Below are 25,118 nucleotides of genomic sequence, written 5' to 3' on the forward strand. Positions count from 1 at the left end.
GAAGGCAACCAGCAGTTGGGGAACCATCAGTCGGTGACGATCGCCGGGTCGCTCACACCGGGCAGACCGTTCTCGACATGTCCGGCGAACCGGCGCAGAAAGCCCGCGTCCGCGTCGGACACGACGGTCAGGTCGTACCAGCGCCTGGCGGCCCGCAGATCCACCGTGTGCTTGACGGTCGCGCCCGGACGCACCTTGAAGGACCGCGGCTTTCCGCCATAGCCGTCGGTGAGCTCGAGGCGGACCGTACCGGGCCCCTTGTTGGTGAAGACCAGCCGCACATCGCTTCCGACGTGCCGCGCGGTGACCTCGGGCCCGGCGGCCCCGCCGGGGCCCTTGAACACGCGCAGGAAGCCGTTCGGGCCGTGCACGGTCAGGTCGTACGAGCCGTTCGAGTACGCCGAGTTCCAGGTGTCCGACACGGTCTTGCCGGCCTCGGTGGTGTACGTCCACGGGCCGTCCGTACGGTTGCCGGACGTGACCAGGAAGGCGGCACCGGCCCGGGCCCCGGAGGCGAAGGTGAGCGTGAACTTCCCGGCCGCCGCGTCCGCCGAACCGTCCACCAGGGGCGCGTACCGGAGCGGGCGGGCCGGGCGCGAGCCGCGCTCCTGCCGGGGCAGGGCGGGGTGGGCGGGCGGGGTCGGCACATAGTCGGGGTGGCGGTCGTGGTCCGGCGGCCGGTATCCGTCGGTGGCGGGCAGCGCGACCGGCTTGGTGTCCTTGCGGGAGAAGTCGAAGGCCGACGTCAGATCGCCGCAGACCGCGCGCCGCCAGGGCGAGATGTTGGGCTCGTGCACGCCGAAGCGGCGCTCCATGAACCGGATGACCGAGGTGTGGTCGAGGGTCTCGGAGCAGACGTAACCGCCCTTGCTCCAGGGCGAGACGACGAGCATCGGCACCCGCTGGCCGAGCCCGTACGGTCCGGCGGCGTGGCTCGCGTCACCCTTGAAGAGGTCCGGGCCGACGTCGACCGTGGACTTGCCCTGCGCGGCGGACTGCGGCGGGAACGGCGGCACCAGGTGGTCGAAGAAGCCGTCGTTCTCGTCGTAGGTGACGAACAACGCGGTCTTCGCCCACACCTTGGGGTCGGAGGTGAGCGCGTCCAGGACCTGGGCGACGTACCAGGCACCGTAGTTCGCGGGCCAGTTGGGGTGCTCGGTGAAGGCCTCGGGGGCGACGATCCACGAGATCTCGGGCAGCTTGCCGCCCTTGACGTCCGCCGTCAGCTGGTCGAAGAAGCCCTCGCCCTTGCGGGCGTCGGTGCCGGTGCGGGCCTTGTCGTACAGCGGGTCACCGGGCTTGGCGTTGCGGTACTGGTCGAAGTACAGCAGGGAGTTGTCGCCGTAGTTGCCACGGTAGGCGTCGGGTATCCAGCCCCAGGAGCCGTTCGCGTCGAGACCGTCGCCGACGTCCTGGTAGATCTTCCAGGAGACGCCGGCCGCTTCGAGACGCTCGGGGTAGGTCGTCCAGCTGTAGCCGGCCTCCTCGTTGCCGAGGACCGGGCCGCCGCCCTTGCCGTCGTTGCCCGTGTAGCCCGTCCACAGGTAGTAGCGGTTCGGGTCGGTGGAGCCGATGAACGAACAGTGGTACGCGTCGCAGATGGTGAAGCTGTCGGCGAGCGCGTAGTGGAACGGGATGTCGTCGCGCGTCAGGTACGCCATCGTGGTCGCCGACTTGGCAGGCACCCACTTGTCGTACTTGCCCTGGTTGAAGGCGGAGTGTCCGTCGCTCCAGCCGTGCGGAAGGTCCTGGATGAACTGCAGGCCCAGGTCGTCCGCGTCGGGATGGAAGGGGAGCACGTCCTTCGCGCCGTCCGACTGGTTCCAGACCGGCTTGCCGTTCGCCTGGGCGGCCGGGCGCGGGTCGCCGAAGCCGCGGACGCCTCTCAGTGAGCCGAAGTAGTGGTCGAAGGAGCGGTTCTCCTGCATGAGGACGACGATGTGCTCGACGTCCTCGATCGTCCCGGAGCTGTGGTGCGCGGGCAGCGCCGCGGCGCGCTCGATGCTGTTGGACAGCGCGGTGAAGGCGGCGGTGCCACCCGCGAGTTGAAGGAAGCGGCGCCGGTTGACTTCGGGCATGAGTGAGGGACCTCTCGTCCTGAGGACTTCCACGGGCGGGATCGTGACGGAATGCGCGCGGTTGGAGTGTTCCAAGAGCACCAAACGTCAGGGAAGGGTCTGGTGGCACCCATGTGAAAGTCGCCGGTACGTGAGGTGTGCGTCGGGCCAAAACCTCTCAAAGGAGCCGCGCCGGGATAGTGGTCGAGCGCGGGGAGGCCGTCGCGGGCGTATGTCGTCGGGCATCCGTCCCCGTGCGATTCACGATCCTCGCCGTCGAACGCCGTGGTCGAAGCGTTCCTCGTGATGCCGGGACAGGCCCCGTCCGTCAGCCATGCCCGCCGCCCAGGTAGGTGTGCAGGAGGCTGTCGAGCGCGTCCCGTACGTCTGCCTCCCGGGCCACCGTCAGCAGCGCCTCGGCCAGCGCCGACCGGGGTTCGCTGCGGGCGACGACCAGCCCGACCCGCGGCCCGCGTGCGGGGCCCTCCAGGGGTACGACCCCCATGCCCTCCGGTACGCCGAACATGTGCAGCCAGGCGTGCGAGATCACGCTGGACCAGCGGCCGCCCGGCAGCTGCGCGTACAGCCCGGCGACGCTGTCCGACTCGATCGCGGGCGTGGCCGTCGCCCCGTCGGCGGCGAAGCACTCGTCGATGATGCGCCGGTTACGCATCCGCGGGCCGAGCAGGCACAGCGGCAGGGCGGCGGCCTGAGCCCACCGGGCCGTCGGCTGCGCGGCGAGCGGTCCGTCGACCGGCGTGAGCAGCACGTACCGCTCCTCGTACAGCGGGAAGCGGCGTACGTGGCGGAGCGTGTCGTCGTCCAGGTACGTCATCGCCGCGTCCAGCTCGAACTCGGTCAGTCCGTCAGTGATGTCGGCCGACGACAGCGACTCCAGGGCGACCCGGGCCCGGGGACTGCGGTCGCAGAACGGGGTGGTGGAAGGGCGGTGAGGCGTCAGCGGCCCACGATCAGCCGTACCGCCCCGTGGAAGCGTCGGCGTCAGGTCCACGGGGTGTAGCCGCCGTCCACGCGGATGGCGTCGATGCCGCTGATGTGCCGGGCGCCGCAGCGGTCCTGGGGCAGCACGAGCTGCGGCCCGGCCCGGTCGAGCGGGGTGCCGTCGATGCTGACCGCGAGCAGGACGGGGGCGCGTCCGAAGTCCGGGTCGATCTCCGCCCAGGACAGCAGCGCGTGGTGTCCGTCCGCTCCCGTCACGGCGATCAGGAAGCGCAGGCGGTCCTTGCGGCGGGCGGCGTCGAAGACCGGTCCGGCGTCCGACAGGACGTCGTGCAGCAGCGGCCCTTCGAAGGCGTGGTGCTGTACGCCGCTGGTGGCGCACTCGAAGCTGACCCGCACCCGATGCCGGGGCCAGGCGAGCAGATCGGACACCGTCAGGCGGGCCGGCCGGGCCAGATCACCGGTGAGGGCGAGTTCCGCCATCGCGCCGGCGGCCGTACCGGCAGCTGCGAGGGACTGACTCACGGGCTACCACCTCCCGCAGGACCGTACCCGGACACCCCTCCCGTACAAACGCACATTCCAACCCTTTGGATCGGAGATCCCGCTTGTGCAATGAGACAGGAGACTTTCCCCTTGCATCTGCGGCAGTATCATCAGCGCATGCACACCTACCGGATCGGGGATGCGGCCGCCTTGCTCGGTGTCAGCGCCGACACCGTGAGGCGCCTGGTCGACGGCGGGAGACTCACCGCCGAACGCGACGCGACGGGCCGCCGGATCATCCCCGGACCGGTCCTCGCGGCCTATGCCCGGCAGTTGCACCGCACGGAGCGGGAGAACGCCGGCTCCTCCGCCCGCAACCGCCTCTCCGGCATCGTCACGGACGTGACCCTCGGAGACGTGTCCGCGCAGGTGGAGATCCAGGCCGGGCCGTTCCGGGTGGTGTCCCTGGTCAGCCGCGAGTCGGCTGAGGAACTGAAGCTGGAACCAGGTGTTCCGGCGGTTGCCGTGATCAAGTCGACCAACGTGGTCGTCGAAAGACCGTAGAAGAGTCCCGTGGTGGATTCTTCGTCATGTGACAGAGGGAGTAGATCCGTGATGACCCGTTCCGCGCGCCGGACCCACCGGACCCTGAAGGTGGCCGGTGCGGGAGCCGCCGCGTTGCTGGCCCTGAGCGCCTGCTCCTCCTCCGACGACTCGTCGACGAAGGCGGACTCCTCCGCATCCGCGTCCTCCTCCGCGAAGCTGTCCGGCACGGTGACCGTGTTCGCCGCGGCCTCGCTGAAGGAGAGCTTCACGACCCTGGGCAAGGAGTTCGAGAAGGAGCACCCGGGCACGAAGGTGACCTTCAGCTTCGGCGGCAGCGACTCCCTCGCCGCGAGCATCACCGGCGGCGCCCCGGCCGACGTGTTCGCCTCCGCCAGCCCCAAGACGATGGCGATCGTCACGGATGCGGGCGATGCGTCGGGGACGCCCGCCACCTTCGTCCGCAACCAGCTGGAGATCGCCACCCTGCCCGGCAATCCCGACAAGGTGTCCTCCCTCGAGGACCTCACCAAGTCCGGCTTGAAGGTCGTGCTGTGCGACAAGGAGGTGCCGTGCGGCGCCGCCGCGCAGAAGGCCCTGGACGCCGGCAAGCTCAAGCTCACCCCGGTCTCCTACGAGCAGGACGTCAAGAGCGCCCTGACGAAGGTGGAGCTGAAGGAGGCCGACGCCGCGGTCGTCTACAAGACGGATGTGAAGGCCGCGGGTGACAAGGTGGAGGGCGTGGAGTTCCCCGAGTCCGCCAACGCCGTCAACGACTACCCGATCGTCCGGCTCAAGGACACGAAGAACGCCGAGGCGGCCAAGGCGTTCATCGCCCTGGTGCGGTCCGCCGAAGGCCAGAAGGTCCTGACCGAGGCCGGGTTCCTCAAGCCGTGACCTCCCCGCACGACACGTCCGACGCCGTGGCCGACACCCTGACGGGCGGGCCACGGCGCGGGCCCGGGCACGTGCGGACCGGCTTCGGCCGGGGCGTGCCACTCCCGCTGCTCGTGCCCGCGCTGGTGGGGCTGGCCTTCCTGGTGCTGCCGCTGATCGCCCTGCTGGTCCGCACCCCCTGGCACAGCCTGCCGGGCCAGCTGACCAGCCCCGAGGTCTGGCAGGCGCTGAAGCTGTCCCTGGTGTGCGCCACCGCGGCCACCGCCGTGAGCCTGGTGATCGGGGTGCCCCTGGCCTGGCTGCTGGCCCGGGTCGAGTTTCCCGGACGCGGCCTCGTCCGCGCTCTGGTCACCCTGCCGCTCGTCCTGCCACCGGTCGTGGGCGGTGTGGCCCTGCTGATGGCGCTCGGCCGCAACGGAGTCGTCGGGAAGTGGCTGGACTCGTGGTTCGGTATCACTCTGCCGTTCACCACCACCGGTGTCGTCATCGCCGAGGCGTTCGTCGCGATGCCGTTCCTCGTCATCAGCGTCGAGGGCACCCTGCGGGCCGCCGACCCGCGCTACGAGGAGGCCGCCACGACCCTGGGCGCCTCCCGGTTCACCGCGTTCCGCCGGGTCACCCTGCCGCTGATCGCGCCCGGCATCGCGGCGGGCGCGGTCCTGGCCTGGGCCCGTGCGCTCGGCGAGTTCGGTGCGACGATCACGTTCGCGGGCAACTTCCCCGGCCGTACGCAGACCATGCCGCTGGCCGTCTACCTGGCCCTGCAGAGCGACCCGGAGGCGGCCATCGCCCTCAGCCTGGTGCTGCTCGTCGTGTCCGTCGCGGTCCTGGCCGGGCTGCGTGATCGCTGGATGACCGCCTCATGACCGACACCGAGAAGTCCGCGCACGAGGTCATGGGTGTCCCCGGCCCGGCCGCAGCGGGGCTGGACGCCCGTCTGATCGTCGACCGCGGCACCTTCCGGCTCGACGTGGCGCTGACGGCCGCACCCGGCGACGTCGTCGCGCTGCTCGGCCCGAACGGCGCCGGCAAGACCACCGCCCTGCGCGCCCTCGCCGGTCTCGTCCCCCTCACGGGCGGTCATCTACGCCTGGACGGCGCGCCGCTGGAGCGTACGCCGCCCGAGTCACGTCCGGTCGGCGTCGTCTTTCAGGACTACCTGCTCTTCCCCCACCTCACGGCCCTGGACAACGTGGCCTTCGGCCCGCGCTGCCACGGCGCGACCAAGGCGGCGGCCCGCGCCCGGGCCGCCGAGTGGCTGGAGCGGATGGGTCTGACCGCCCACGCCGGCGCCAAGCCCCGCCGACTCTCCGGCGGCCAGGCCCAGCGCGTCGCCCTCGCCCGCGCCCTCGCCACCAGCCCCCGGCTGCTGCTCCTCGACGAACCCCTCGCCGCGCTCGACGCCCGCACGCGGCTGGAGGTACGGACGCAACTCCGGCGCCATCTGGCCGAGTTCGAGGCCGTCGCCGTACTCGTCACCCACGACCCGCTGGACGCCATGGTGCTGGCCGACCGCCTCGTCGTCGTCGAGGACGGCCGCGTCGTCCAGGAGGGCACTCCCGCCGACATCGCACGCCACCCGCGTACGGACTACATCGCCCACCTTGTCGGCCTGAACCTCTACCCGGGACGGGCCGAAGGACACGCGGTGCGCGTCGACGGCGGGCCGGTGATCACGACCACCGAGGACCTCACCGGACCGGTCTTCGTCGCGTTCCCGCCGAGCGCGGTCACCCTGCACCGCGACCGCCCCACCGGCTCCAGCGCGCGCAACCTCTGGCAGTGCGAGGTCGCCGGTCTTGAGACCCACGGCGACCAGATCCGTGCCGACCTGACCGGCGAACTCCCCCTCGCCGCCGACCTGACGACCGTCGCCGCCGCCGAGCTCGACCTCCATCCGGGGGCCACGGTGTGGGCATCGGTCAAGGCCGCCCAGACCCACGCCTACTCGGCCTGACGCGACGCGGCGACCGGCCGCGTTCCCCGGTTGCGGCCCGAACGGAGTGGGCCGCCGGGAAGCCGGTGGCCGGGCGGGCCCTTGCCGTCCCCTGTGCGGATCTCGATACTTTGCCCATGACATCGGCGGAATCGGACGGGCCGGGAAGAGTGGACCGGCTCCTGCGCTACCCGGTGAAGTCGATGCTCGGCGAGGAGCTGCCCGCCGTCGAGGTCACCGAGCGGGGCCTCGCCCACGACCGCCGCGTGGCCCTGATCGACCGGGACACCGGCAAGGTCGCCAGCGCCAAGCACCCCCGCCTGTGGAGCCGTCTGCTCACGGTGACCGCGCAGGCCGACAACTCCGCGGTACGCATGACCACGTCGGACGGCAAGGAGCTGTGGTCGACCGATCCGGGCGTGGACGAGGCGCTGTCGGAGATCGTCGGCCGCCCCGTGTTCCTCACCGACGCCCCGCCGCACGAGGCGGCCCTTGACCGCGCCGACCCGGAGGACGTCCTGCGCGACCACACGAGGCCGCCGGTGAGCGCTCGTACCGGCCGAATCGGCGGCGGCTCCCCCGAAGGAACGTTCTTCGATTTCGCGCCTGTCCACGTGATGACGACCTCGACCCTCGCCCGCATCGCGGCACTCGCACCGAACGGCAGCGCCCAAGCGGAGCGTTACCGCCCCAACATCGTGCTCCGTACGCCGCTGACCCGGGGCTTCACGGAGAACGACTGGATCGACCGGACCCTGCACCTGGGCACCGGCCTCGTCCTGCGCGTCATCGCCCGCACACCGCGCTGCGCCATACCCACGCTGGCACACGGCACTGTGCCGGCGGACACCGCGGCTCTCCGCGTCCTGGCCGAGCACAACCGCGTCACCCCGACGGAGTCGATGGGACCGCAGCCCTGCGCCGGCGTCTACGCCCAGGTGCTGCGGCCCGGCCGGATCCGGCTCGGCGATCCTGTCCACTGGGCCTGAGGCGAGGGCTCCCTGCTGCCCGAGCGGGTCACGGTGCTCGACGCGGTACGGGCTGCGGGCGTCGAGGTCCTCCACTCCTGCGCTCCCCTTGAAACAGAAGAAGTCGAGCAAAGCGCGCCGACAGGAACTGGTCGTCGACGCACTGCGCCCGGTCGGGCTCGCGGATGCCGCCGGGGCGTACCCGTGGCAGCTGTCCTCGACCTGCCTGGGGAGCGGGACCAGTTGCGCACCCGGGTCGCCCCGCGCTTCGCCGAGCTCAGGACCCATGTGTACGAGCAGATCCAGGCGGCGAAGCGCGGGGCGGCCTTCGGCCTCAGGACAGATACGCCTCCACCTCACTGAACTGGGCGGCCGGCCAGCCGGTGTTGGCGGTGACGTTGAGCTTCAGGTACCGCAGGTTCGTGCCGCTGGGCAGGGTCACGGTCGCCGTGTTCCCGGTCGCCGGGTCGAAGCGGTAGCCCTGCGAGGCGACCACCGTCGAGTACGCCGAGCCGTCGGTGCTGCCCTGCACCGACAGGGTCTGCGTGCGCGCCTGCCAGGCGGTGGCGGGCGGCAGCTTGAGGACGAGGCGCCGGACGGCCTGGGACGAGCCGAGGTCGACGGTCCAGGCCTGCGGGAAGGCGTTGTTGGTGGACTCCCAGTAGGTGCTCGCGTCGCCGTCGACCGCCTTGCCGGGCGTGTAGACGTCCTGCGAGCCGGTGGCGGTGGCGGGGCGGCCCTTGGCGAGGTTGCGGGTGGGATCGGGGTCGGGGTTGCCCTGGCCCGGCTGCGGCCAGGCCGAGCAGTCCCCCCAGGTGCTGCTCCAGCCCGCGTTGCCGCCGCCGTCCGTGAGGGTGAAGGTGCCCGAGCCGGCCGGGTAGGGGCAGTTGTAGATGCCCGCCGCGCCCACGCCGGTGGCCTGGACGTTGCTGAACTTGGCGGCGCCCTGCGACTCGGCCTGGACCACGACCGTGCCGGTGTTCCTGACCGTCGCCCCGTCCACGGTGACGTTCTTGGTCGCATAGCCGTGTCCGCCGCCCGACACGAACTCGAAGGCGCTGTACGGGCTGTCGGTGATCGTCGTGCCGGTGATGCTGACGTTCGCCTCGATGGCGCTGTCGTACGAGTCGACGCGCAACGCGCCCATCGGGTGCTGCCAGTTGGGGTTCATCGCGCCGGCGCGGACGAGGGTGTTGCCGGAGACCGTGATGGTGCCCGCGAGCGGGGAGAAGGGGTCGAGGAACTTCTGGTTGGAGATCGCGATGCCGCTGCCGAGGGCGTTGGTGTCGGAGATCAGGTTGTTCTTGACCGCGAGGTCGGTGCCGCCGTAGATGGCGATGCCGTTGGCGAGGTTCGGCTGCGAGATGGTGTTGCTCTCGAAGCTGCTGTTGGTGTCCGGCGAGTACAGCGACCACATGGCGAGGGCGTCGTCGCCGTTGTTGCGCAGGAAGTTGTTCCGGACGCGGACGCCGCGGGCGTTGCCGTTGAGGTTGAGACCGTCGGCGGTGGTGTCGAGGATGCGGTTGTTCTCGACGACGAGATTGTCGTTGTTGCCGGTGAGCCAGAGGCCGACCTTGAGGTGCTGGAGCCACATGCCGGAGACCGAGCTCCCCGGACCGAGGGACCCGTTGACGAAGTTGTCCGGGTTGGAGTCGACGCGCTCGGTGACCTCGCCGATCACCGCGAAGTCCTTGAGGTGGACGCCGCCCGAGGAGCTGGACTGGTCGATGAAGCGCGAGGTGTGCACGACGGAGTGCCAGCTGCCCGCGCCTTGCAGCGTCACGTTCTGGACGCCGTTCAGCGAGGAGGTCAGCCGGTAGTCGCCCGGCGGGATCCACACCACTCCCCCCTGGGCTGCGGCGATGGCGTTCCGGAAGGCCTGGGTGGAGTCGCCCTGGCCGCTCGGGTCGGCGCCCTTGTCGGTGACGGAGACCGCCCCGGCGGGCTTGGTGGCCGCCGCGGCGACCTGCTCGAAGTCGGCGACGTCCACCGTGACCTGGGTGGACACCGCTTCGACGGCGATCTTGTCGCCCGGCTGGACGTTCTGGCCGAGGAGCAGCCGGGCGTTGTCGAAGAAGTGATGGGTCTTGGCGCCCGCGATCCAGGAGGTGTCGACGTAGGAGTACTTGGAGGTGACGGCCAGCGTCTTGGCGAGCTTCGTGCCGTTGACGTACACGTTGAGCGCGCCCGACTGGCCGTCGGGGACGTTGTAGGAGACGTTCACCGCGTTCGCGGCCCGGGGGACGGTGAACTCGACGCGCTGGCCCGCGCCCAGTCGTACGGCCTGGCGCCCGGAGGCCTCCGAGGCGATCGTGCCCTGGGTGTGGTCGGGGCCGATCTTCGTGCCGGTCGTGGTGGCGGACTCCGCCTCGACGGAGGTGAAGGGGAGGTCGGCGCCGGCGGCCGCGTGCGCGGCGGGGGCCAGGGCGACGAGCAGGCCCGCCGCCAGGGCGACGGCCGCACCGATGGCTGACATGCGCCTGACATATCTGAGGCTGTTGCTGTGCATGTGCTGATCCCTTCGTGGTGGGGGGGGACGGGGATAGCGGGTGGTGCTACGGCGGTCTCAGATGCGCAGCCAGGCCGCCGTGTCCTGCGGGAGGCGTCCCTGGTCGTCCAGGGGGCCGCTGCTGAGCAGGAGTCGGGAGTGTGCGGGGAGGCCGGCCGGGGTGTCCGCGAGGTTCACGACGCACATCAGGCCCTCCGTGCGCGCGAAGGCGAGGACACCGTCGGGTGCGGGCAGCCAGGTGAGGGGGCCGTCGGCGTAGGCCGGCCTGAGCCGGAGGGCCTCCCGGTAGAGGGAGAGCATCGAGCCCGGGTCCTCGGCCTGGAGGTCGGCCGCGTACGCGGACCAGCGTGCGGGCTGCGGCAGCCAGGGCTCGCCCCCGAAGCCCGCGTGCGGCGCGTCGGCCACCCAGGGCAGCGGCACCCGGCAGCCGTCCCGCCCGGGGTCGACGCCGTGGGAGCGGAAGTGCATCGGGTCCTGGATGCTCTCGCGCGGTATCTCGGCCTCGGGCAGGCCCAGTTCCTCGCCCTGGTAGAGGTAGACGGACCCGGGCAGGGCGAGCGAGAGCAGCGCGGCGGCGCGGGCGCGGCGGGTGCCGAGAGCCAGGTCGGTCGGGGTGCCGAAGGCCTTGGCGGCGAAGTCGAAGCCGGTGTCCGTGCGCCCGTACCGGGTGACCGTGCGGGTCACGTCGTGGTTGCACAGCACCCAGGTGGCGGGCGCGCCGACGGGCGCGTGCTCGGCGAGGGTCTCGTCGATGGCCGTGCGCAGGCGCCGGGCGTCCCAGGGGCAGGAGAGGAAGGAGAAGTTGAAGGCGGTGTGCAGTTCGTCGGGGCGCAGATAGCGGGCGAAGCGTTCGGTGTCGGGGAGCCAGACCTCGCCGACGAAGACGGCGCCGTACTCGTCGGCGATGGCGCGCCAGGAGCGGTAGATGTCGTGGAGTTCGTCGCGGTCGACGAACGGGTGCGGGGCGCGGCCCTCGACGAGGTCCGGCAGGTCCGGGTCCTTGGCGAGGAGGGCCGCCGAGTCGATGCGTACGCCCGCCACGCCCCGTTCGAACCAGAAGCGCAGTACGTCCTCGTGTTCCTGCCGGACGGCCGGGTGGGCCCAGTTGAGGTCGGGCTGTTCGGGGGTGAACAGGTGCAGGTACCAGTCGCCGTCGGGCAGCTGTGTCCAGACGGGTTCGGTGGAGCCGGCGAACTGGGACGGCCAGTCGTTGGGCGGGAGTTCGCCGTGCGCGCCGCGGCCCCCGCGGAAGTGGAACAGTGCGCGCTCGGGGCTGCCCGGGCCGGCGGCGAGCGCCGCGCGGAACCAGGGGTGCTGGTCCGAGACATGGTTCGGGACGATGTCGACAAGGGTGCGGATGCCCAGTTCCCGTGCCTCGGCGATGAGTTTCTCCGCTTCGGCGAGGGTGCCGAAGGCCGGGTCGACGGCCCGGTAGTCGGCGACGTCGTAGCCGCCGTCCTTCATCGGTGACAGGTACCAGGGGTTGAACCAGATGGCGTCCACGCCGAGTCCGGCGAGGTAGGGAAGTCTGGCGCGGACACCCGCGAGGTCGCCGGTGCCGTCGCCGTCGCCGTCCGCGAAGCTGCGGACGTACACCTGGTAGATGACGGCGGTGCGCCACCAGTCCTTCTGGATGCGGGCAGGGGTGGGCTGTCCCACGGTGCGGGCCTTTCTGTCGGAGGGTCGGCGTTCAGCCCTTCGTGCTGCCCGCGCTGATCCCGGCGATGATGTGCCGCTGGAACACGAGGAACATCGCGACCATGGGGATGCTGGCGATCACCATCGCGGCGATGAGCACGGTCAGCTGGATGTTCTGCGACAGCTGGACGAGGGCCACGCTGATGGGCTGCTTGTCGGTGTCGGAGAAGACCATCAGCGGCCAGAGGAAGTCCTGCCAGACGGCGACCAGGGCGAAGATCGAGACAACTCCCAGGACCGGCCGGGACATCGGCAGCACGATCGACCAGAGGGTGCGCAGCCGGCCGGCACCGTCGATCTCGGCGGCCTCCAGGACGTCGCGCGGGATCTGGTCGAAGAACCGCTTGAGGAGATAGAGGTTGAAGGCGTTGGCCACGGCGGGCAGCCAGATGCCGAGCGGGTCGTTGAGCAGGCTGGTGTGGATCAGCGGGAGGTCGGCGACGGTCAGGTACTTCGGTACGACCAGTGCCTGGGCCGGCACCATCAGGGTGGCCAGGATGCCGCCGAGGACCAGCTTGCCGAAGACGGGCTTCAGCCGGGACAGGGCGTACGCGGCGGCCGTGCAGAACACGAGCTGGAGCAGCCAGGCGCCGGTGGCCTGGACGACCGTGTTCCACAGGTGGGCCGGCAGCTGCATCAGGTCCCAGGCGTCGGTGTAGCCGCTGAGGTGCCACTTCTGTGGGACGAGGGACGGCGGGGTGCGTGCGGCCTCGTCCGGCGACTTCATGGCGCCGGTGACCATCCAGTAGACGGGGAAGAGGAAGGCGAGCGCGAAGAGCAGCACGACGCCCGTGAACACGGTCCAGTAGGCGGCCTTGCCGCGGGGGCGGGACAGCGTGAGCGGCGAGACGAGCGTGCGGGTGCTCATGAGTCCTCCTCCGCGGAACGGGTCAGGCGCAGATAGACCGCGGAGAAGGCGCCGAGCAGCACGAGCAGCATGACGCTCAGGGCGCAGGCCCCGCCGAAGTCGTTGTAGAGGAAGGCGTACTTGTAGATCAGGTAGAGGACGGTGACCGTCGCGTTCTCGGGGCCGCCGCCGGTGATGACGAACGGCTCGGTGAAGACCTGCATCGTGGCGATGATCTGAAGGAGCATCAGCATCAGGACGATGAACCGGGTCTGGGGGATCGTCACATGGCGGATGCGCTGGAGGATGTTGGCGCCGTCCAGCTCGGCGGCTTCGTAGAGCTCCCCCGGGATGCCCTGCAGCGCGGCCAGGTAGATCAGGACCGTGCCGCCCATGTTGGCCCAGGTCGCCACGATGACCAGGGAGACGAGGGCGGTGTCGGCGCCGTTGGACCAGTTGGAGGTGGGCAGGTGCAGGAAGCGGAGTGCTTCGTTGGCGAGGCCGGCTCCGGGGTCGTAGAACCACTTCCACAGCAGGGCGCTGACCACCGGCGGGATCATCACCGGCAGATAGACCACGACCCTGAAGAAGGCTTTGGCGTGCCGGAGTTCGTTGAGGACGAGCGCCATCACGAAGGGCACGGCGAAGCCGATGAGCAGGGCGAGCAGGGTGAAGGTGAGCGTGTTGCGCCAGGCCGCGGTGAACTCGGGGTCGTGCAGGACGCGGGTGAAGTTGGCGGTGCCGACCCACTCGGGCGGTGAGCCCGGCGTGTACTTCTGGAAGGCGATCACGACCGCGCGGATCGCCGGGTACCAGGAGAACAGGGCGAAGCAGAGCAGGCCGCCGAGCAGGAAGGCGTACGCGTGGGCCTGGTCGGCGAGGCGGCGCCGCCCGAGGCCCCCTCCCGGGGGCGGCGCCGGTACCGGGCGTACGGCGATCGCCTCGACGGGCCGCCGCGCTGCGGTCTTGGTCATCGGTCTCAGCCTCGGGCGAGGATGCTGTCGATCTTGCCGGACGCGTCCTTCAGGAGCTTGTCGATGTCGGCGTCCTTCTTGGTGAGGACCGCGGAGACGGCGCTGTCGAGGACGGAGTAGATCTGCTGGGCCTGCGGCGGCTCGATCTTCATCCTCAGGCTCTGGTTGCCGTCGAGGAAGGACTGGTAGTTCTCGACGGGGACGTTGGCGTTGGCCTTCTTGACCTGCTGGTCCCTGGCGTCGGCGGCGCCGCTGAACAGCCGGGGTTCGGGCAGGCCCACGGGGGCGTCGTTCTTCTTGGCGCGGGCGTAGTCGCCGAGGAAGCCCTTGCCGGGGGTGAGGAACATGAAGTCGAGCCACTTCAGTCCGGCCTTGATCTGCGCGGGCGTGGCCTTCTTGTTGAACATGTAGCCGTCGCCGCCGATGAGGGTGCCCTTGCCGCCGGGCATGGGGGCCAGGGCGAGGTCCGTGTAGGTGCCGCCCTTCTCCTTCACCAGGATCGGGATGTTGTCGGGTGCGGAGAGGTACATGCCGAGCTTGCCGGAGCCCATCAGCTGCTGGACGTCGTTGATGACGAGGAGCTGCTTGCTGCCCATGGAGTTGTCGGTCCAGCGCATGTCGTGCAGGTTCTGGAGCACCGCCTTGCCCTCGGGGGTGTCGACGGTGGCCTTCTTGCCGTCGGCGCTCACCACGTCGCCGCCCTGCGAGTACAGCTCGGCGGTGAAGTGCCAGCCGCCCTGGTTCTGCGCGCTGTAGTCCGCGTAGCCGACGGTGCCGCCGCCGAGTGCGGCGATCCTCTTGGCGGCGGCGCGCACCTCGTCCCAGGTCGCCGGGGGCTTGTCGGGGTCGAGTCCGGCCTTCTCGAAGAGCCCCCGGTTGTAGATCAGCCCCATCGAGTAGCCGGTGCGCGGGACGCCGTAGACCTTGCCGTCGACGGTGTAGATGTCGCGCAGCTGCTGCTGGACGGTGTCGTAGCTCTTGAGGTCCTTGACGTACGAGGTGATGTCGGCGGCCTGGTTGACGTCGACGACGTGGGTGGCGTCGGTGAAGTACGTGTAGAAGACGTCCTCCATCTGACCGCCGGCGAGTTTGGCGTCGAACGTCTTGGGGTCCTGGCAGGGGAAGGCGTCATGGGCGACGACGTCGATGTCCGGGTTCTTCTTCTCGAAGGCGGCGATGTCGTCCTCGAAGAACTTCCGGTCGACCTTGGCGCTCTTGGGCGGCATGCAGTTCACGGTGATGCGGGTCTTGCCGTCGGCCGCATCACCGCTCGAACCGCACGCGGTCAGGACGAACGAACAGGCCACGAGCGCGACACAGGCACGGCGGAACCCGGAGCTTCTCATCGGTGGACCCCTTTTGGGCAGGAGCGGTGGGCGCCCTGGGCAGGAGCGGTGGGCGTCGCACACTCAAGCACCGACGACATCGGCTCGCAAGATGTCGCGCAGAATCTGTAATTATTCGACAGACGTGTGGATCTCCGCGCGTTCCGTCACCGCGGGGCTTGCGCGGTGGATCCCCGCACCACCAGCTCCGGTTCGAACAAGAGCTCCTCGTCCGGTACGGAGCTGCCGCCGATCCGCGCGTTCAGCAGCTCCACCACCGCCCGCCCCATGGACTCGATGGGCTGGCGAACGGTGGTCAGCGGGGGTTCCGTGCAGTTCATGAGGGCCGAGTCGTCGTAGCCGACGACGGAGATCTGGGACGGAACGTCAAGTCCCTTGCGGCGGGCGGCCCGTACCGCGCCGAGCGCCAGGGGGTCGCTGGCGCAGATGAAGCCGGTGACGCCCCGGTCGATGAGCCGGGAGGCCGCCGCGTGGCCGCCCTCGATGGAGAACATGGCCCGGGCGACGTACTCGTCCGGGAGGTCCCCGAGAGCCCGCGCGGCCGCCAGCTTCCGCGCCGAGGGCATATGGTCACCCGGCCCGAGCACGAGTCCGATCCGTTCGTGTCCGAGCGAGGCGAGATGCCGCCAGGCCTGCTCCACCGCCACGGCGTCGTCGCAGGAGACGGCCGGGAAACCGAGGTGCTCGATGGCCGCGTTGACCAGCACCACCGGGATGTTGCGGTCCGCGAGCCGGCGGTAGTGGTCGTGCGGCGCGTCGGCCTGCGCGTACAGTCCGCCCGCGAACACCACACCGGAGACCTGCTGCTGGAGCAGCAGGTTCACGTAATCCGCCTCGGAGACACCGCCCTTGGTCTGCGTGCACAGCACGGGCGTGAGGCCGAGCTGGGCGAGCGCTCCGCCGATGACCTCGGCGAAGGCCGGGAAGATCGGGTTCTGGAGCTCGGGGAGCACCAGTCCGACGAGCCGGGCCCGCTCGCCGCGCAGCTGCGTGGGCCGCTCGTAGCCGAGGACGTCGAGCGCCGAGAGCACCGCCTGCCGGGTGGCCGGGGAGACTCCCGGCTTGTCGTTGAGCACCCGGCTGACCGTGGCCTCACTGACCCCGACCTTCTTCGCCACCTCAGCAAGTCGTCGCGTCATGCGCGCAAGAATAGCGCAAGTAACGCAAGCCGTTTGCGTAGCGGTGTCAGGGGGCCACCCAGAGTCCGCGCACATGGCCGAGGTGCCGGGTCGTCACCTCGCGCGCGGCCTCGGTGTCGCGGGCCAGCAGCGCGTCGAGGAGTTCGAGGTGCTCCTCGGCGGAGGCCCGCAGCCGGCCCGCCCGGGCGAGGGCGGTGAGTCCGTACAGGCGGGAGCGGCGCCGTAGGTCCCGTACGACGTCCACGAGGTGGTCGTTGCCGGCGAGCGCGAGCAGCCCCAGGTGGAAGCGCAGGTCCGCCTCGACGTACGCGATGAGGTCCCCGGCCGTGGCGGCGGCGACGATCTCCCGCGCGACCGGGCGCAGCGCCTCCAGCTCGGCCGGGTCGGCGGTGAGCGCGAGGCCCGCCGTCGTCGGGATCTCGATCAGCGACCTGATGTGCGTGTACTCGTCGAGCTGTTTCTCGGAGACCGCGGTGACCCGGAAGCCCTTGTTCGGGACGGTGTCGACCAGGCCCTCCTTCGCGAGGTCGAGCATGGCCTCACGCACCGGGGTCGCGGAGACCCCGAAGCGGGCGGCGAGGCCGGGCGCCGAATAGACCTCCCCGGCGCGCAGCTCACCGGCGATCAGCGCGGCCCGCAGGGCGTCGGCGACCCGCTCCCGGTAGCTGGGCTTCCTGCCGCCCAGCGTGGGCAGGGCGGGGCTGTGCTGCGCGGCCATCGCGGTCTTCCTCCTCGGGGCGGGGTCCCCGGGCACGGGGGCCGGGTCACCGGACATTATCGACGCCGCCTACAGCACGAACCCCGCCGGGAAGGGGTCCTCGGGGTCCAGCAGGTACTGGGCCGTCCCGGTGACCCAGGCGCGCCCGGTGAAGCTGGGCAGGACGGCGGGGATGCCGGCCACCTCGGTCGTGCCGAGCAGCCGGCCGGTGAACCGGGTCCCGATGAGGGACTCGTTGACGAACTCGGTGCCGAGCGGAAGTTCACCGCGCGCGTGCAACTGCGCCATACGGGCGCTGGTTCCGGTGCCGCACGGCGAGCGGTCGAACCAGCCGGGATGGATGGCCATCGCGTGCCGGGAGTGGCGGGCGTCGGAGCCGGGCGCGACGAGGTGGACGTGGTGGCAGCCGCGGATGGACGGGTCCTCGGGGTGGACGGGCCCGCCGTCCGCGTTGACGGCGTCCATCAGGGACAGGCCCGCCTTGAGGATGTCGTCCTTGCGGGACCGGTCGAAGGGCAGTCCGAACTCCCCCAGCGGCAGGATCGCGTAGAAGTTCCCGCCGTACGCGAGGTCGTACGTCACCGTGCGGCCGTCGGCGAGCGTGGCCTTGCGGTCGAGGCCGACGCAGAAGGACGGCACGTTCTTGAGCGTGACGGCCCGGGCGGCGCCGTCCTCGACCGCCACCTCGGCGACGACGAGGCCCGCCGGGGTGTCGAGGCGGATCGTGGTGACCGGCTCGACGACCTCGACCATGCCGGTCTCCACGAGCACGGTCGCGACGCCGATCGTGCCGTGGCCGCACATCGGCAGATAGCCGGAGACCTCGATGTAGACGACGCCGACATCGCAGTCGGGGCGCGCGGGAGGCTGGAGGACCGCGCCGCTCATGGCCGAGTGACCGCGCGGCTCGTTCATCAGCAACTGCCTGATGTCGTCGCGGTGTTCACGGAAGTACAGGCGCCGTTCGTTCATGGTCGCGCCGGGGATCGTGCCGATGCCGCCGGTGATCACCCGGGTCGGCATGCCCTCGGTGTGCGAGTCGACGGCGTGCAGGACGAGTTTGCTGCGCATCTGCCGGCCTCCCCTTACGCGAGCCCCGCCGCCACGGCCTTCTCCGTGGCGGCGCGGACGGCGGTCTCCTGCTCGGGCAGCAGCGGGACGCGCGGCGGGCGTACCGGGCCGCCGTACCGCCCGACGACGTCCATGGACATTTTGATGGCCTGCACGAACTCGACCCTGGAGTCCCAGCGCAGCAGCGGGTGCAGCTGCCGGTACAGCTGTGTGGCGGTGGCGAGGTCGCCGTCGACGGCCGCGTGGTACAGCTCGACGCTCGCCGCGGGCAGTGCGTTCGGGTAGCCGGCCACCCAGCCCTTGGCGCCCGCGACCGCGAGTTCCAGCAGGACGTCGTCCGCGCCGATCAGCAGATCGAGTTCCGGGGCGAGTTCGGCCAGCCGGTAGGCGCGGCGGACATCCCCCGAGAACTCCTTGACCGCGTGGATGTACCCCTCGCCGTGCAGCGCGGCGAGCAGTTCGGGCACGAGGTCGACCTTGGTGTCGATGGGGTTGTTGTACGCGACGACCGGCACGCCCGCCTTGGCGACCTCCGCGTAGTGGGCGCGTACGGAACGCTCGTCGGCCCGGTAGGCGTTCGGCGGCAGCAGCATGACCGCCCGGCAGCCGGCGTCCCGGGCCTGTTCGGCCCAGCGCCGGGCCTCCGCCGATCCGTAGGCGGCGACCCCGGGCATCACCCGCGCGCCGCCGACGGCGGACACGGCCGTCTCGACGACCCTGGCGCGCTCCTCGGGGGTGAGCACCTGGTACTCACCGAGCGAGCCGTTCGGCACGACTCCGTCGCAACCCTGCTCGACGAGCCAGGCGCAGTGCTCGGCGAACTTGTCGTGGTCGACGGCGAGGTCGGCGGTGAGCGGGAGCGCGGTGGCGACGAGCACGCCGCGCCAGGGGCGGTGGACGGTCATGAGGGTCCTCTCTGGGTGAGGTGATCGTCGGCGGGGGCCTCGGCTCGACGGCCGTCCGCGGGGGCCTCGTCCCCGTGGTCGGCGGTGGGAGCCTCGCTCCGGTGGCCGTCGGCGGCCCGGGCGAGTACGCCGAGCGGTACGGGTCGTGCGAACGGCCCACTGGACGGGGCGAGTTGGCATCCGGCGAGTCCGGCGACCGCGGGCCCGCACATCCGGCCCTGGCACCAGCCCATCCCGGCGCGGGTGAGCAGCTTGACGGTACGCAGGTCACCGGCGCCGAGCTCCTCGACGGCCTCCCGGATCGCACCGCCGGTGACCTCCTCGCAGCGGCAGACGACGGTGTCGTCGGTGACCCGGTCGCTCCAGTGGGCGGGCGGCGCGTACACGGTGTCGAGCACGGCGGCGAACTGCCGCAGTCGGGTACGGGACTTGGCGGCCGCCGCCCAGGCGCGCGGGTCGGGTTCGCGGCCCGCGAGCCGGGCGGCGATCGACCGTCCGGCGATGTGCCCCTCGGCGAGCGACAGCGCGGCGCCCCCGATGCCGGTGGTCTCGCCCGCGGCCCATACACCGGGGACGGAGGTGCGCTGTTCCTCGTCGACGGAGACGTTCAGCCCGTCGACGCGACAGCCGAGCGTCTCGGCGAGGTCGGTGTGCGGGAGCATGCCGTGTCCGACGGCGAGGGTGTCGCAGAGGATGCGCCGCTCGGTGCCGGTCCGTACGCGTCCGCCGGCATCGAGGGCGGCGACGGTCACGGCTGCCAGCCGCTCACCGCCGTGCGCCTCGACGACGGTGTGCCGGCCGAGGAACTCGACACGGTGCCGCAGGAGCCGAGCCGCGTACCGGGCGCCTTCGGGCAGCTTGACCGCGAGAGCGCGCGCATGCCGTACGAGCGTCTTCGGGTCCGCCGCCTCCACCAGCGCCGCGACCTCGACGCCCGCCGCGGCCAGCCCGGTCGCCACGGGCAGCAGCAGCGGCCCGGTGCCGGCCACGACCGCGGTACCGCCCGCCACCGCGAGGCCGCCCTTGAGCATCGCCTGCGCCCCGCCCGCGGTCAGTACGCCGGGGAGGGTCCAGCCGGGAAACGGCAGCACCTTCTCGTAGCCGCCGGTGGCGAGGAGGACGGCGTCGGCGTGGACGACGACCGGGCTCTCCGCACGAAGGGCGTGGACCGTGAAACCCGTCGACTGCCTTTCCACGAGCCACACCTGATGTTCGGTCAGGTGCTTGACTCCTCCTGTTCCGACCTGTGCGGCGAGCCCGTCGCGCAGCCGTTCCCAGGTCCGCCACCGATGGTGCAGAACCTGCGGTCGCCGCGCCTCGAGCGCGGGGTCGGGCCGGCGGTAGAACTGACCGCCCGCCTGGGCAGCCGAGTCGATCAGCGTGACGCGCACTCCGCGCGCGCCCGCGGCCAGGGCGGCGGCGAGGCCCGCCGGGCCCGCGCCGATCACGGCCAGCTCAGCCCTGGCCGATTCAGCCCTGGCCGGCTCAGCCCTCATGGCCGGTTCCCTCCTGTGTGCGGATCACATCGCCTGGCCGCACCCGTACCAGGCAAGCCCGTTGGTTCGGGGCGCCGTTGACGCTCAGCAGGCAGTCGAAGCAGACGCCGATCCCGCAGAACACCCCACGCGGTCGGCCCCCGCCCCGAGTGGTGCGCCACGCGGTCACGCCCGCCGACCACAGCGCGGCGGCGACCGTCTGCCCGGGAAGCGCCTCGATCTCGCGCCCGTCGAAGGTGACGGCGAACGCCGCCCCCGGCCGCGCGTGGACGAGTCTCAGTGGATTCACGGCGTCTCCTGGTCCTCGCGGCGATCCGCACCGCGGTGCGCAGGACGGTCCGGAAGAGCGCCCGGAAGGCCGTCCTGGGAACGGTCGGGGAAGTGGCCGGAAAAGCGCTCGGGCCGGAACGGCGTCAGGTCCAGGTCGGGGTCCCGGCCGGCCAGCACCTGGGCGATCAAGTACCCGGTGCCGGTGGCCAGTCCGATGCCCGCGCCCTCGTGCCCGCAGGCATGGAAGAGCCCCGGCACGCGTGCGTCCGGGCCGATGGCCGGCAGATGGTCGGGAAGGTACGGGCGGAAGCCCACGTACGCCCGTACGGCGTGCACCCCCACGAGGAACGGGAACAGCCGGGTCGCGCCCGCGGCCAGCTCCCGCACGACCGGCAGTGAGAACGTGCGGTCGAAGCCGACCCGTTCACGGCTGGCACCGATCAGTACCGGCCCCGCCGCCGTGCCCTCGACGACCGGCGAGGTCGCGAGGGCCGCCGAGTCGCTCGCCACATCGGCGACATAGTCCGCCGCGTACACCTTGTGCCAAATCATCCGCGGCAGCGGCTCGGTGACGAGGACGAAGCCGCGCCGGGGCAGTACGGGCAGCCGGACGCCCGCGAGCCGCGCCACTTCGCCGCCCCAGGTGCCGGCGGCGTTGACGACGGCGGGGGCGTGGATGTCGCCCCGGTCGGTGCGCACTCCGCGTACGGAACCGTCGGGCGTCCGCAGCACGGCGGTGACACTCGCGCCGGTCGCCGGCCGGGCCCCCGACGCCCGGACCAGGTGGGCGGCGGCCAGTGCCGGCATCACCTGCGCGTCCTGCGGATACCGCACCGCACCCGCGAGGCCCGGCGCCAAGTGCGGTTCCAGTTCGCGCAGTTGGTCGGCGGCGGCGGGACTCACCTCGACCCCGGCGGCCGACTGCCGGGCCGCCAGATCCGTGAGAGCGGTCAGCGCCTCGGGCGTCTCGGCGACGACCAGACCGCCCTTGGCCTCGTACTCGACGGCATGGCCGAACCCCGGCCGCCGTTCGACGAGTTCGGCCCACAACCGGCCTGAGAGCAAGGCGAGTTCGAGTTCCGGCCCCGGTTCCTTGTCGGAGACGAGCAGATTGCCCTCGCCCGCACCCGTGGTGCCGCCCGCCACCGGACCCCGGTCCACCAGGGTCACGTCCAGACCCGCCCGGGCCGCGTAGTAGGCGCAGGCCGCGCCCACCATGCCTGCCCCGACGACCACAACATCGCAGGTCAGTGGCGAAGTCACGCCAGTACTATGTCACACACCACACCTGTCGCCAAGGGTGTCGACGCCCCTCCGGGCAGCCGACGGGGACGGGGACCCGCCCCAGGGCCTGTCGCCCTAGATCCGGCTCTCGGTCGCCGTGTCCGCGGACAGCCGCTGGGCCACGTAGATCGGGAGTACGGAGAGGAGGACCAGGACCGCCGCCACGACGTTCACCACCGGTGCCTGCTGCGGTCGCGTCATGTTGTTGAAGATCCAGATCGGCAGGGTCTCGATGCCGGGACCGGCCGTGAACGTCGTCACCACGATCTCGTCGAAGGAGAGCGCGAAGGCGAGCAGCCCGCCCGCGAGCAACGCCGAGCGCACCAGCGGGAAGGTGACGTCGGCGAAGGCGCGGAAGGTGTTCGCACCCAGGTCCATCGCCGCCTCCTCGTACGAGCCGGAGGTGCGGCGCAGCCGGGCGACGACGTTGTTGAAGACGACGACGATGCAGAAGGTGGCGTGGCCGACGACCACGGTGAACATGCCGAGTCCGACGCCCAGGGGCTCCAGGACCGTACTGAACGCCGAGTTGAGCGCGATGCCCGTGACGATGCCGGGCAGCGCGATCGGCAGGACGACCACGAAGGAGATGGCGTCGCGGCCGAAGAAGCGGTGCCGGGCCACCGCGAAGGCGATGAGTGTGCCCAGCAGCAGGGCGATGGCCGTGGCGCCGAGGCCCGCCTTGACCGACACCCACAACGCGGCGCGGGCGCCCTCGCTCCCCCAGGCGACCGACCACCAGTGGAGGGTCAGGCCCGACGGCGGCCAGCTCGCGCTGCGGTCGGAGTTGAAGGAGTTGACGAGGACGAGCGCGAGCGGGACGTAGATGGCCGCGAAGCCGCATCCGGCGGCGACGCGCAACGCGATGCGCGCGGAACGGGACAGTTGCACGGCAGGGCTCCTAACGGGCTGATCAGAGGCTGCTGAGCGCACCCGTGCGGCGCATCGCGAGCAGATAGACCACGATGACGACGACGGGGACCGTGCCGAGTGCGGCGGCCATGGGCAGGTTCAGTTCGATGTTGGAGTAGACGAGGTTGCCGATCAGCTGGGTCTTGCCGCCGACGATCTGCACGGTGATGTAGTCACCGAGACTGAGCGAGAAGGTGAAGACCGAGCCGGCCGCGACCGACGGCAGGACCATCGGCAGCACGACCGAGCGGAAGGTGCGGCCGGCCCGCGCGCCCAGATCGGCGGATGCGTCGAGGAGGTTGGCGGGCAGCTGCTCCAGCGCCGTGTGGATCGGCAGGATCATGTACGGCAGCCAGAGGTACGTCAGGGTGATGACCGTCGCCGGCAGGCCGAACCCCGGACCGCTGAGCCCGAACGGCTTCAGCATCCAGTCGGCGAGCCCGTCCTGGGAGAGGATGAGCCGCCAGGCGTACACCTTGACCAGGTAGCTGGCCCACAGCGGGGTGAGGATCGCGACCACGAGGAGCGGACGCCACTTCGGCTTGGCCAGGCGGGCCGTGTAGAAGGCGACCGGGAAGGCGATCACCGCGCACAGGACGGTGACCGCGAGCGCGACGCCGACGCTGCGCAGGATCACCTGGCGGAAGACGGGGGTGGTGAACAGCGTGTGGAAGTTGTCGGTCGACCAGACCTTCACGACCTCGGAGGTGAAGGAGTTCGTCGTCCAGAACGCGGAGATGAACAGCACGCTCAGCGAGCCGAGATAGAGCACGGCGAGCCAGAGCAGCGGTGCGGTCAGGAGCAGGGACAGCCTGAGCCGGGGGCGGCGGTGCAGGGTCCCGGCGAGCCGCCGGACGGGGGTCCGTCCGGCGGCTCGCGCAGTGGTGGTCTTCACCGTTGTCTCAGCCCTTGATCTCGGTCCAGGCCTGGACCCACTTGGCGTAGGGCACGCACTTCACGTCGGTACGGCCGTCGAGGCACTGCTCGATGGGCGTGTTCCAGAAGGCGGTGTCCTTCCAGTAGCTCTCTTCGGTGGCGTGGAAGGTGTCGCAGAAGTTCTTGTCGCTGGTCTCGTCGCAGGCCTTGGCGTTGGCCGGAGCCTCACCGAAGTACTCGGCGACCTGGGCGTTGACCTTCGGTGAGATGATCCAGTCCAGCCACTTGTAGGCGCAGTTGGGGTGCTTGGCCTTGGCGGAGACCATCCAGGTGTCGGACCAGCCGGTGGAGCCCTCCTTCGGCACGACCGCCTTGACCTTGGCGCCCTCGTCGGCGGCGAGGTTGGCGATGACCTGCCAGGTGGTGCCGACCACGGAGTCGCCGCTCTTGAAGGCGGAGATCTCCTTGAGGTAGTCGCCCCAGTACTCGCCGACGTTCGCGTTCTGCTTCTTCAGCAGGGCGACGGCCGCGTCGAACTGCTTCTGGTCGAGCGCGTAGGGGTCCTTGATCTTCAGTTCGGGCTTGGTGGCCTTGAGATAGAGCGCCGCGTCGGCGATGTAGATCGGGGAGTCGTACGCCGTGACATGACCCTTGTACCGCGAGGCGTCGTCGAAGACGGCGGACCAGGAGGTCGGGGCGGGCTTCACCTTCTGCGTGTTGTACATCAGCAGGTTGGCGCCACGGCCGTGCGGGATGCCGTAGGGCGTGCCGTCGACGGAGTTCCACGCCTGCTTCTTCAGGCCGCTGAAGACGTCCTGGTAGTTGGGAACGAGGTCCGTGTTGACGGGAGCCGCGTCACCGGAGGCGATGAGGCGCAGGGAGGCGTCGCCGGACGCGGACACGGCGTCGTACTGGCCGGTCTTCATCAGCTTGACCATCTCGTCGGAGCTGGCCGCGACCTTGGAGTTGACCTGGCAGCCGGACTGCTTCTCGAAGTCGCTGACCCAGTCGGTCTTGGGGTCGTTGGAGCCGTCCTCGACGTAGCCGGCCCAGGCGACGAGGTTGACCTGGCCCTCCGTCTTGCCGAGCTTCGACTGCGCCTTGAGGTCGGGCGGGTTGAGGCCCGTCGACGAGGACGAGCCGCCCGAGTCGGACGATCCACAGGCGGTGGCCGCGAGGAGCACCGCGACGGCGGCGGTGGCCTGGAGGGTTCGGGTGAGACGCAC

At 70.9% G+C, this 25,118-nt stretch carries 23 protein-coding genes and 1 pseudogene; 6 read left to right on the top strand and 18 right to left on the bottom strand.

Annotation, left to right across the window (positions count from 1 at the left end; translation table 11 throughout):
- Positions 1 to 26: 26 nt before the first annotated feature.
- The 3 genes from SAVERM_RS09065 to SAVERM_RS09075 all read right to left on the bottom strand — a co-directional run bounded on the left by SAVERM_RS09065 (position 27) and on the right by SAVERM_RS09075 (position 3,542).
- Positions 27 to 2,078 carry a phosphocholine-specific phospholipase C gene (locus SAVERM_RS09065; protein WP_010983154.1) on the bottom strand — a complete coding sequence of 684 codons (2,052 nt, stop codon included), beginning with the start codon at positions 2,076 to 2,078 and terminating at the stop codon, positions 27 to 29.
- Positions 2,079 to 2,385: 307 nt separating this feature from the next.
- A complete protein-coding gene (locus SAVERM_RS09070) occupies positions 2,386 to 3,069 on the bottom strand; it encodes a LysR family transcriptional regulator substrate-binding protein (protein ID WP_010983155.1) in 684 nt (227 codons plus the stop codon).
- Positions 3,060 to 3,542, bottom strand: a complete 483-nt coding sequence (locus SAVERM_RS09075; RefSeq protein WP_010983156.1) for a molybdopterin-dependent oxidoreductase — start codon at positions 3,540 to 3,542, stop codon at positions 3,060 to 3,062. Before SAVERM_RS09075 ends, SAVERM_RS09070 begins: the two co-directional genes overlap by 10 nt.
- Before the next feature lie 138 nt (positions 3,543 to 3,680).
- Here SAVERM_RS09075 and SAVERM_RS09080 point away from each other — a divergent pair, with 138 nt between their 5' ends.
- The 6 genes and pseudogenes from SAVERM_RS09080 to SAVERM_RS44615 all read left to right on the top strand — a co-directional run.
- Positions 3,681 to 4,067 carry a TOBE domain-containing protein gene (locus tag SAVERM_RS09080; RefSeq protein WP_010983157.1) on the top strand — a complete coding sequence of 129 codons (387 nt, stop codon included), beginning with the start codon at positions 3,681 to 3,683 and terminating at the stop codon, positions 4,065 to 4,067.
- A 51-nt stretch (positions 4,068 to 4,118) separates the two neighbouring features.
- Entirely contained in the window at positions 4,119 to 4,943 is an 825-nt protein-coding gene (modA, locus tag SAVERM_RS09085; protein ID WP_010983158.1) for a molybdate ABC transporter substrate-binding protein, read from the top strand.
- Entirely contained in the window at positions 4,940 to 5,809 is an 870-nt protein-coding gene (locus tag SAVERM_RS09090) for an ABC transporter permease (RefSeq protein ID WP_010983159.1), read from the top strand. Before modA ends, SAVERM_RS09090 begins: the two co-directional genes overlap by 4 nt.
- A complete protein-coding gene (locus SAVERM_RS09095) occupies positions 5,806 to 6,900 on the top strand; it encodes an ABC transporter ATP-binding protein (RefSeq protein WP_010983160.1) in 1,095 nt (364 codons plus the stop codon). The genes SAVERM_RS09090 and SAVERM_RS09095 overlap by 4 nt, the downstream gene beginning before the upstream one ends.
- Before the next feature lie 116 nt (positions 6,901 to 7,016).
- A complete protein-coding gene (locus SAVERM_RS09100) occupies positions 7,017 to 7,868 on the top strand; it encodes an MOSC domain-containing protein (protein WP_042492881.1) in 852 nt (283 codons plus the stop codon).
- Positions 7,869 to 7,950: 82 nt separating this feature from the next.
- A pseudogene (locus SAVERM_RS44615) lies at positions 7,951 to 8,210 on the top strand (hypothetical protein); the annotation flags it as partial.
- On the opposite strand, the gene SAVERM_RS09105 reads toward SAVERM_RS44615, so the two are convergent.
- The 15 genes from SAVERM_RS09105 to SAVERM_RS09175 all read right to left on the bottom strand — a co-directional run bounded on the left by SAVERM_RS09105 (position 8,182) and on the right by SAVERM_RS09175 (position 25,118).
- Positions 8,182 to 10,356, bottom strand: a complete 2,175-nt coding sequence (locus SAVERM_RS09105; protein WP_010983162.1) for a galactose-binding domain-containing protein — start codon at positions 10,354 to 10,356, stop codon at positions 8,182 to 8,184. The pseudogene SAVERM_RS44615 and the gene SAVERM_RS09105 overlap by 29 nt on opposite strands.
- Before the next feature lie 57 nt (positions 10,357 to 10,413).
- Entirely contained in the window at positions 10,414 to 12,015 is a 1,602-nt protein-coding gene (locus SAVERM_RS09110) for a glycoside hydrolase family 13 protein (protein WP_010983163.1), read from the bottom strand.
- A 31-nt stretch (positions 12,016 to 12,046) separates the two neighbouring features.
- A complete protein-coding gene (locus SAVERM_RS09115; RefSeq protein WP_010983164.1) occupies positions 12,047 to 12,922 on the bottom strand; it encodes a carbohydrate ABC transporter permease in 876 nt (291 codons plus the stop codon).
- On the bottom strand, positions 12,919 to 13,875 hold the full coding sequence (locus SAVERM_RS09120; RefSeq protein ID WP_010983165.1) for a carbohydrate ABC transporter permease: 957 nt from the start codon (positions 13,873 to 13,875) through the stop codon (positions 12,919 to 12,921). The genes SAVERM_RS09115 and SAVERM_RS09120 overlap by 4 nt, the downstream gene beginning before the upstream one ends.
- 5 nt (positions 13,876 to 13,880) lie before the next feature.
- Positions 13,881 to 15,221, bottom strand: coding sequence for an ABC transporter substrate-binding protein (locus SAVERM_RS09125; protein ID WP_010983166.1), 1,341 nt, complete (start codon positions 15,219 to 15,221; stop codon positions 13,881 to 13,883).
- A gap of 146 nt (positions 15,222 to 15,367) precedes the next feature.
- Positions 15,368 to 16,360: a LacI family DNA-binding transcriptional regulator gene (locus tag SAVERM_RS09130; protein ID WP_010983167.1), complete on the bottom strand. Its 993-nt coding sequence runs from the start codon at positions 16,358 to 16,360 to the stop codon at positions 15,368 to 15,370.
- A gap of 46 nt (positions 16,361 to 16,406) precedes the next feature.
- Entirely contained in the window at positions 16,407 to 17,078 is a 672-nt protein-coding gene (locus SAVERM_RS09135) for a GntR family transcriptional regulator (protein WP_037645866.1), read from the bottom strand.
- Between the two features lie 69 nt (positions 17,079 to 17,147).
- A complete protein-coding gene (locus SAVERM_RS09140; protein WP_010983169.1) occupies positions 17,148 to 18,149 on the bottom strand; it encodes a proline racemase family protein in 1,002 nt (333 codons plus the stop codon).
- A gap of 14 nt (positions 18,150 to 18,163) precedes the next feature.
- A complete protein-coding gene (locus SAVERM_RS09145; RefSeq protein WP_010983170.1) occupies positions 18,164 to 19,054 on the bottom strand; it encodes a dihydrodipicolinate synthase family protein in 891 nt (296 codons plus the stop codon).
- Positions 19,051 to 20,550, bottom strand: a complete 1,500-nt coding sequence (locus tag SAVERM_RS09150; RefSeq protein WP_010983171.1) for an FAD/NAD(P)-dependent oxidoreductase — start codon at positions 20,548 to 20,550, stop codon at positions 19,051 to 19,053. The genes SAVERM_RS09145 and SAVERM_RS09150 overlap by 4 nt, the downstream gene beginning before the upstream one ends.
- Positions 20,540 to 20,839 (bottom strand): (2Fe-2S)-binding protein, encoded by a 300-nt coding sequence (locus tag SAVERM_RS09155; RefSeq protein WP_010983172.1) that lies wholly within the window; start codon positions 20,837 to 20,839, stop codon positions 20,540 to 20,542. The genes SAVERM_RS09150 and SAVERM_RS09155 overlap by 11 nt, the downstream gene beginning before the upstream one ends.
- Positions 20,836 to 22,083 carry an NAD(P)/FAD-dependent oxidoreductase gene (locus SAVERM_RS09160; protein ID WP_010983173.1) on the bottom strand — a complete coding sequence of 416 codons (1,248 nt, stop codon included), beginning with the start codon at positions 22,081 to 22,083 and terminating at the stop codon, positions 20,836 to 20,838. Before SAVERM_RS09160 ends, SAVERM_RS09155 begins: the two co-directional genes overlap by 4 nt.
- Before the next feature lie 96 nt (positions 22,084 to 22,179).
- Entirely contained in the window at positions 22,180 to 22,995 is an 816-nt protein-coding gene (locus tag SAVERM_RS09165) for an ABC transporter permease (RefSeq protein ID WP_037645865.1), read from the bottom strand.
- Between the two features lie 22 nt (positions 22,996 to 23,017).
- Positions 23,018 to 23,911 carry an ABC transporter permease gene (locus SAVERM_RS09170; RefSeq protein ID WP_010983175.1) on the bottom strand — a complete coding sequence of 298 codons (894 nt, stop codon included), beginning with the start codon at positions 23,909 to 23,911 and terminating at the stop codon, positions 23,018 to 23,020.
- Between the two features lie 7 nt (positions 23,912 to 23,918).
- Positions 23,919 to 25,118, bottom strand: a complete 1,200-nt coding sequence (locus tag SAVERM_RS09175) for an ABC transporter substrate-binding protein (protein ID WP_037646147.1) — start codon at positions 25,116 to 25,118, stop codon at positions 23,919 to 23,921.

The sequence above is a fragment of the Streptomyces avermitilis MA-4680 = NBRC 14893 genome (genome assembly GCF_000009765.2).
Classification (GTDB): Bacteria; Actinomycetota; Actinomycetes; order Streptomycetales; family Streptomycetaceae; genus Streptomyces; species Streptomyces avermitilis.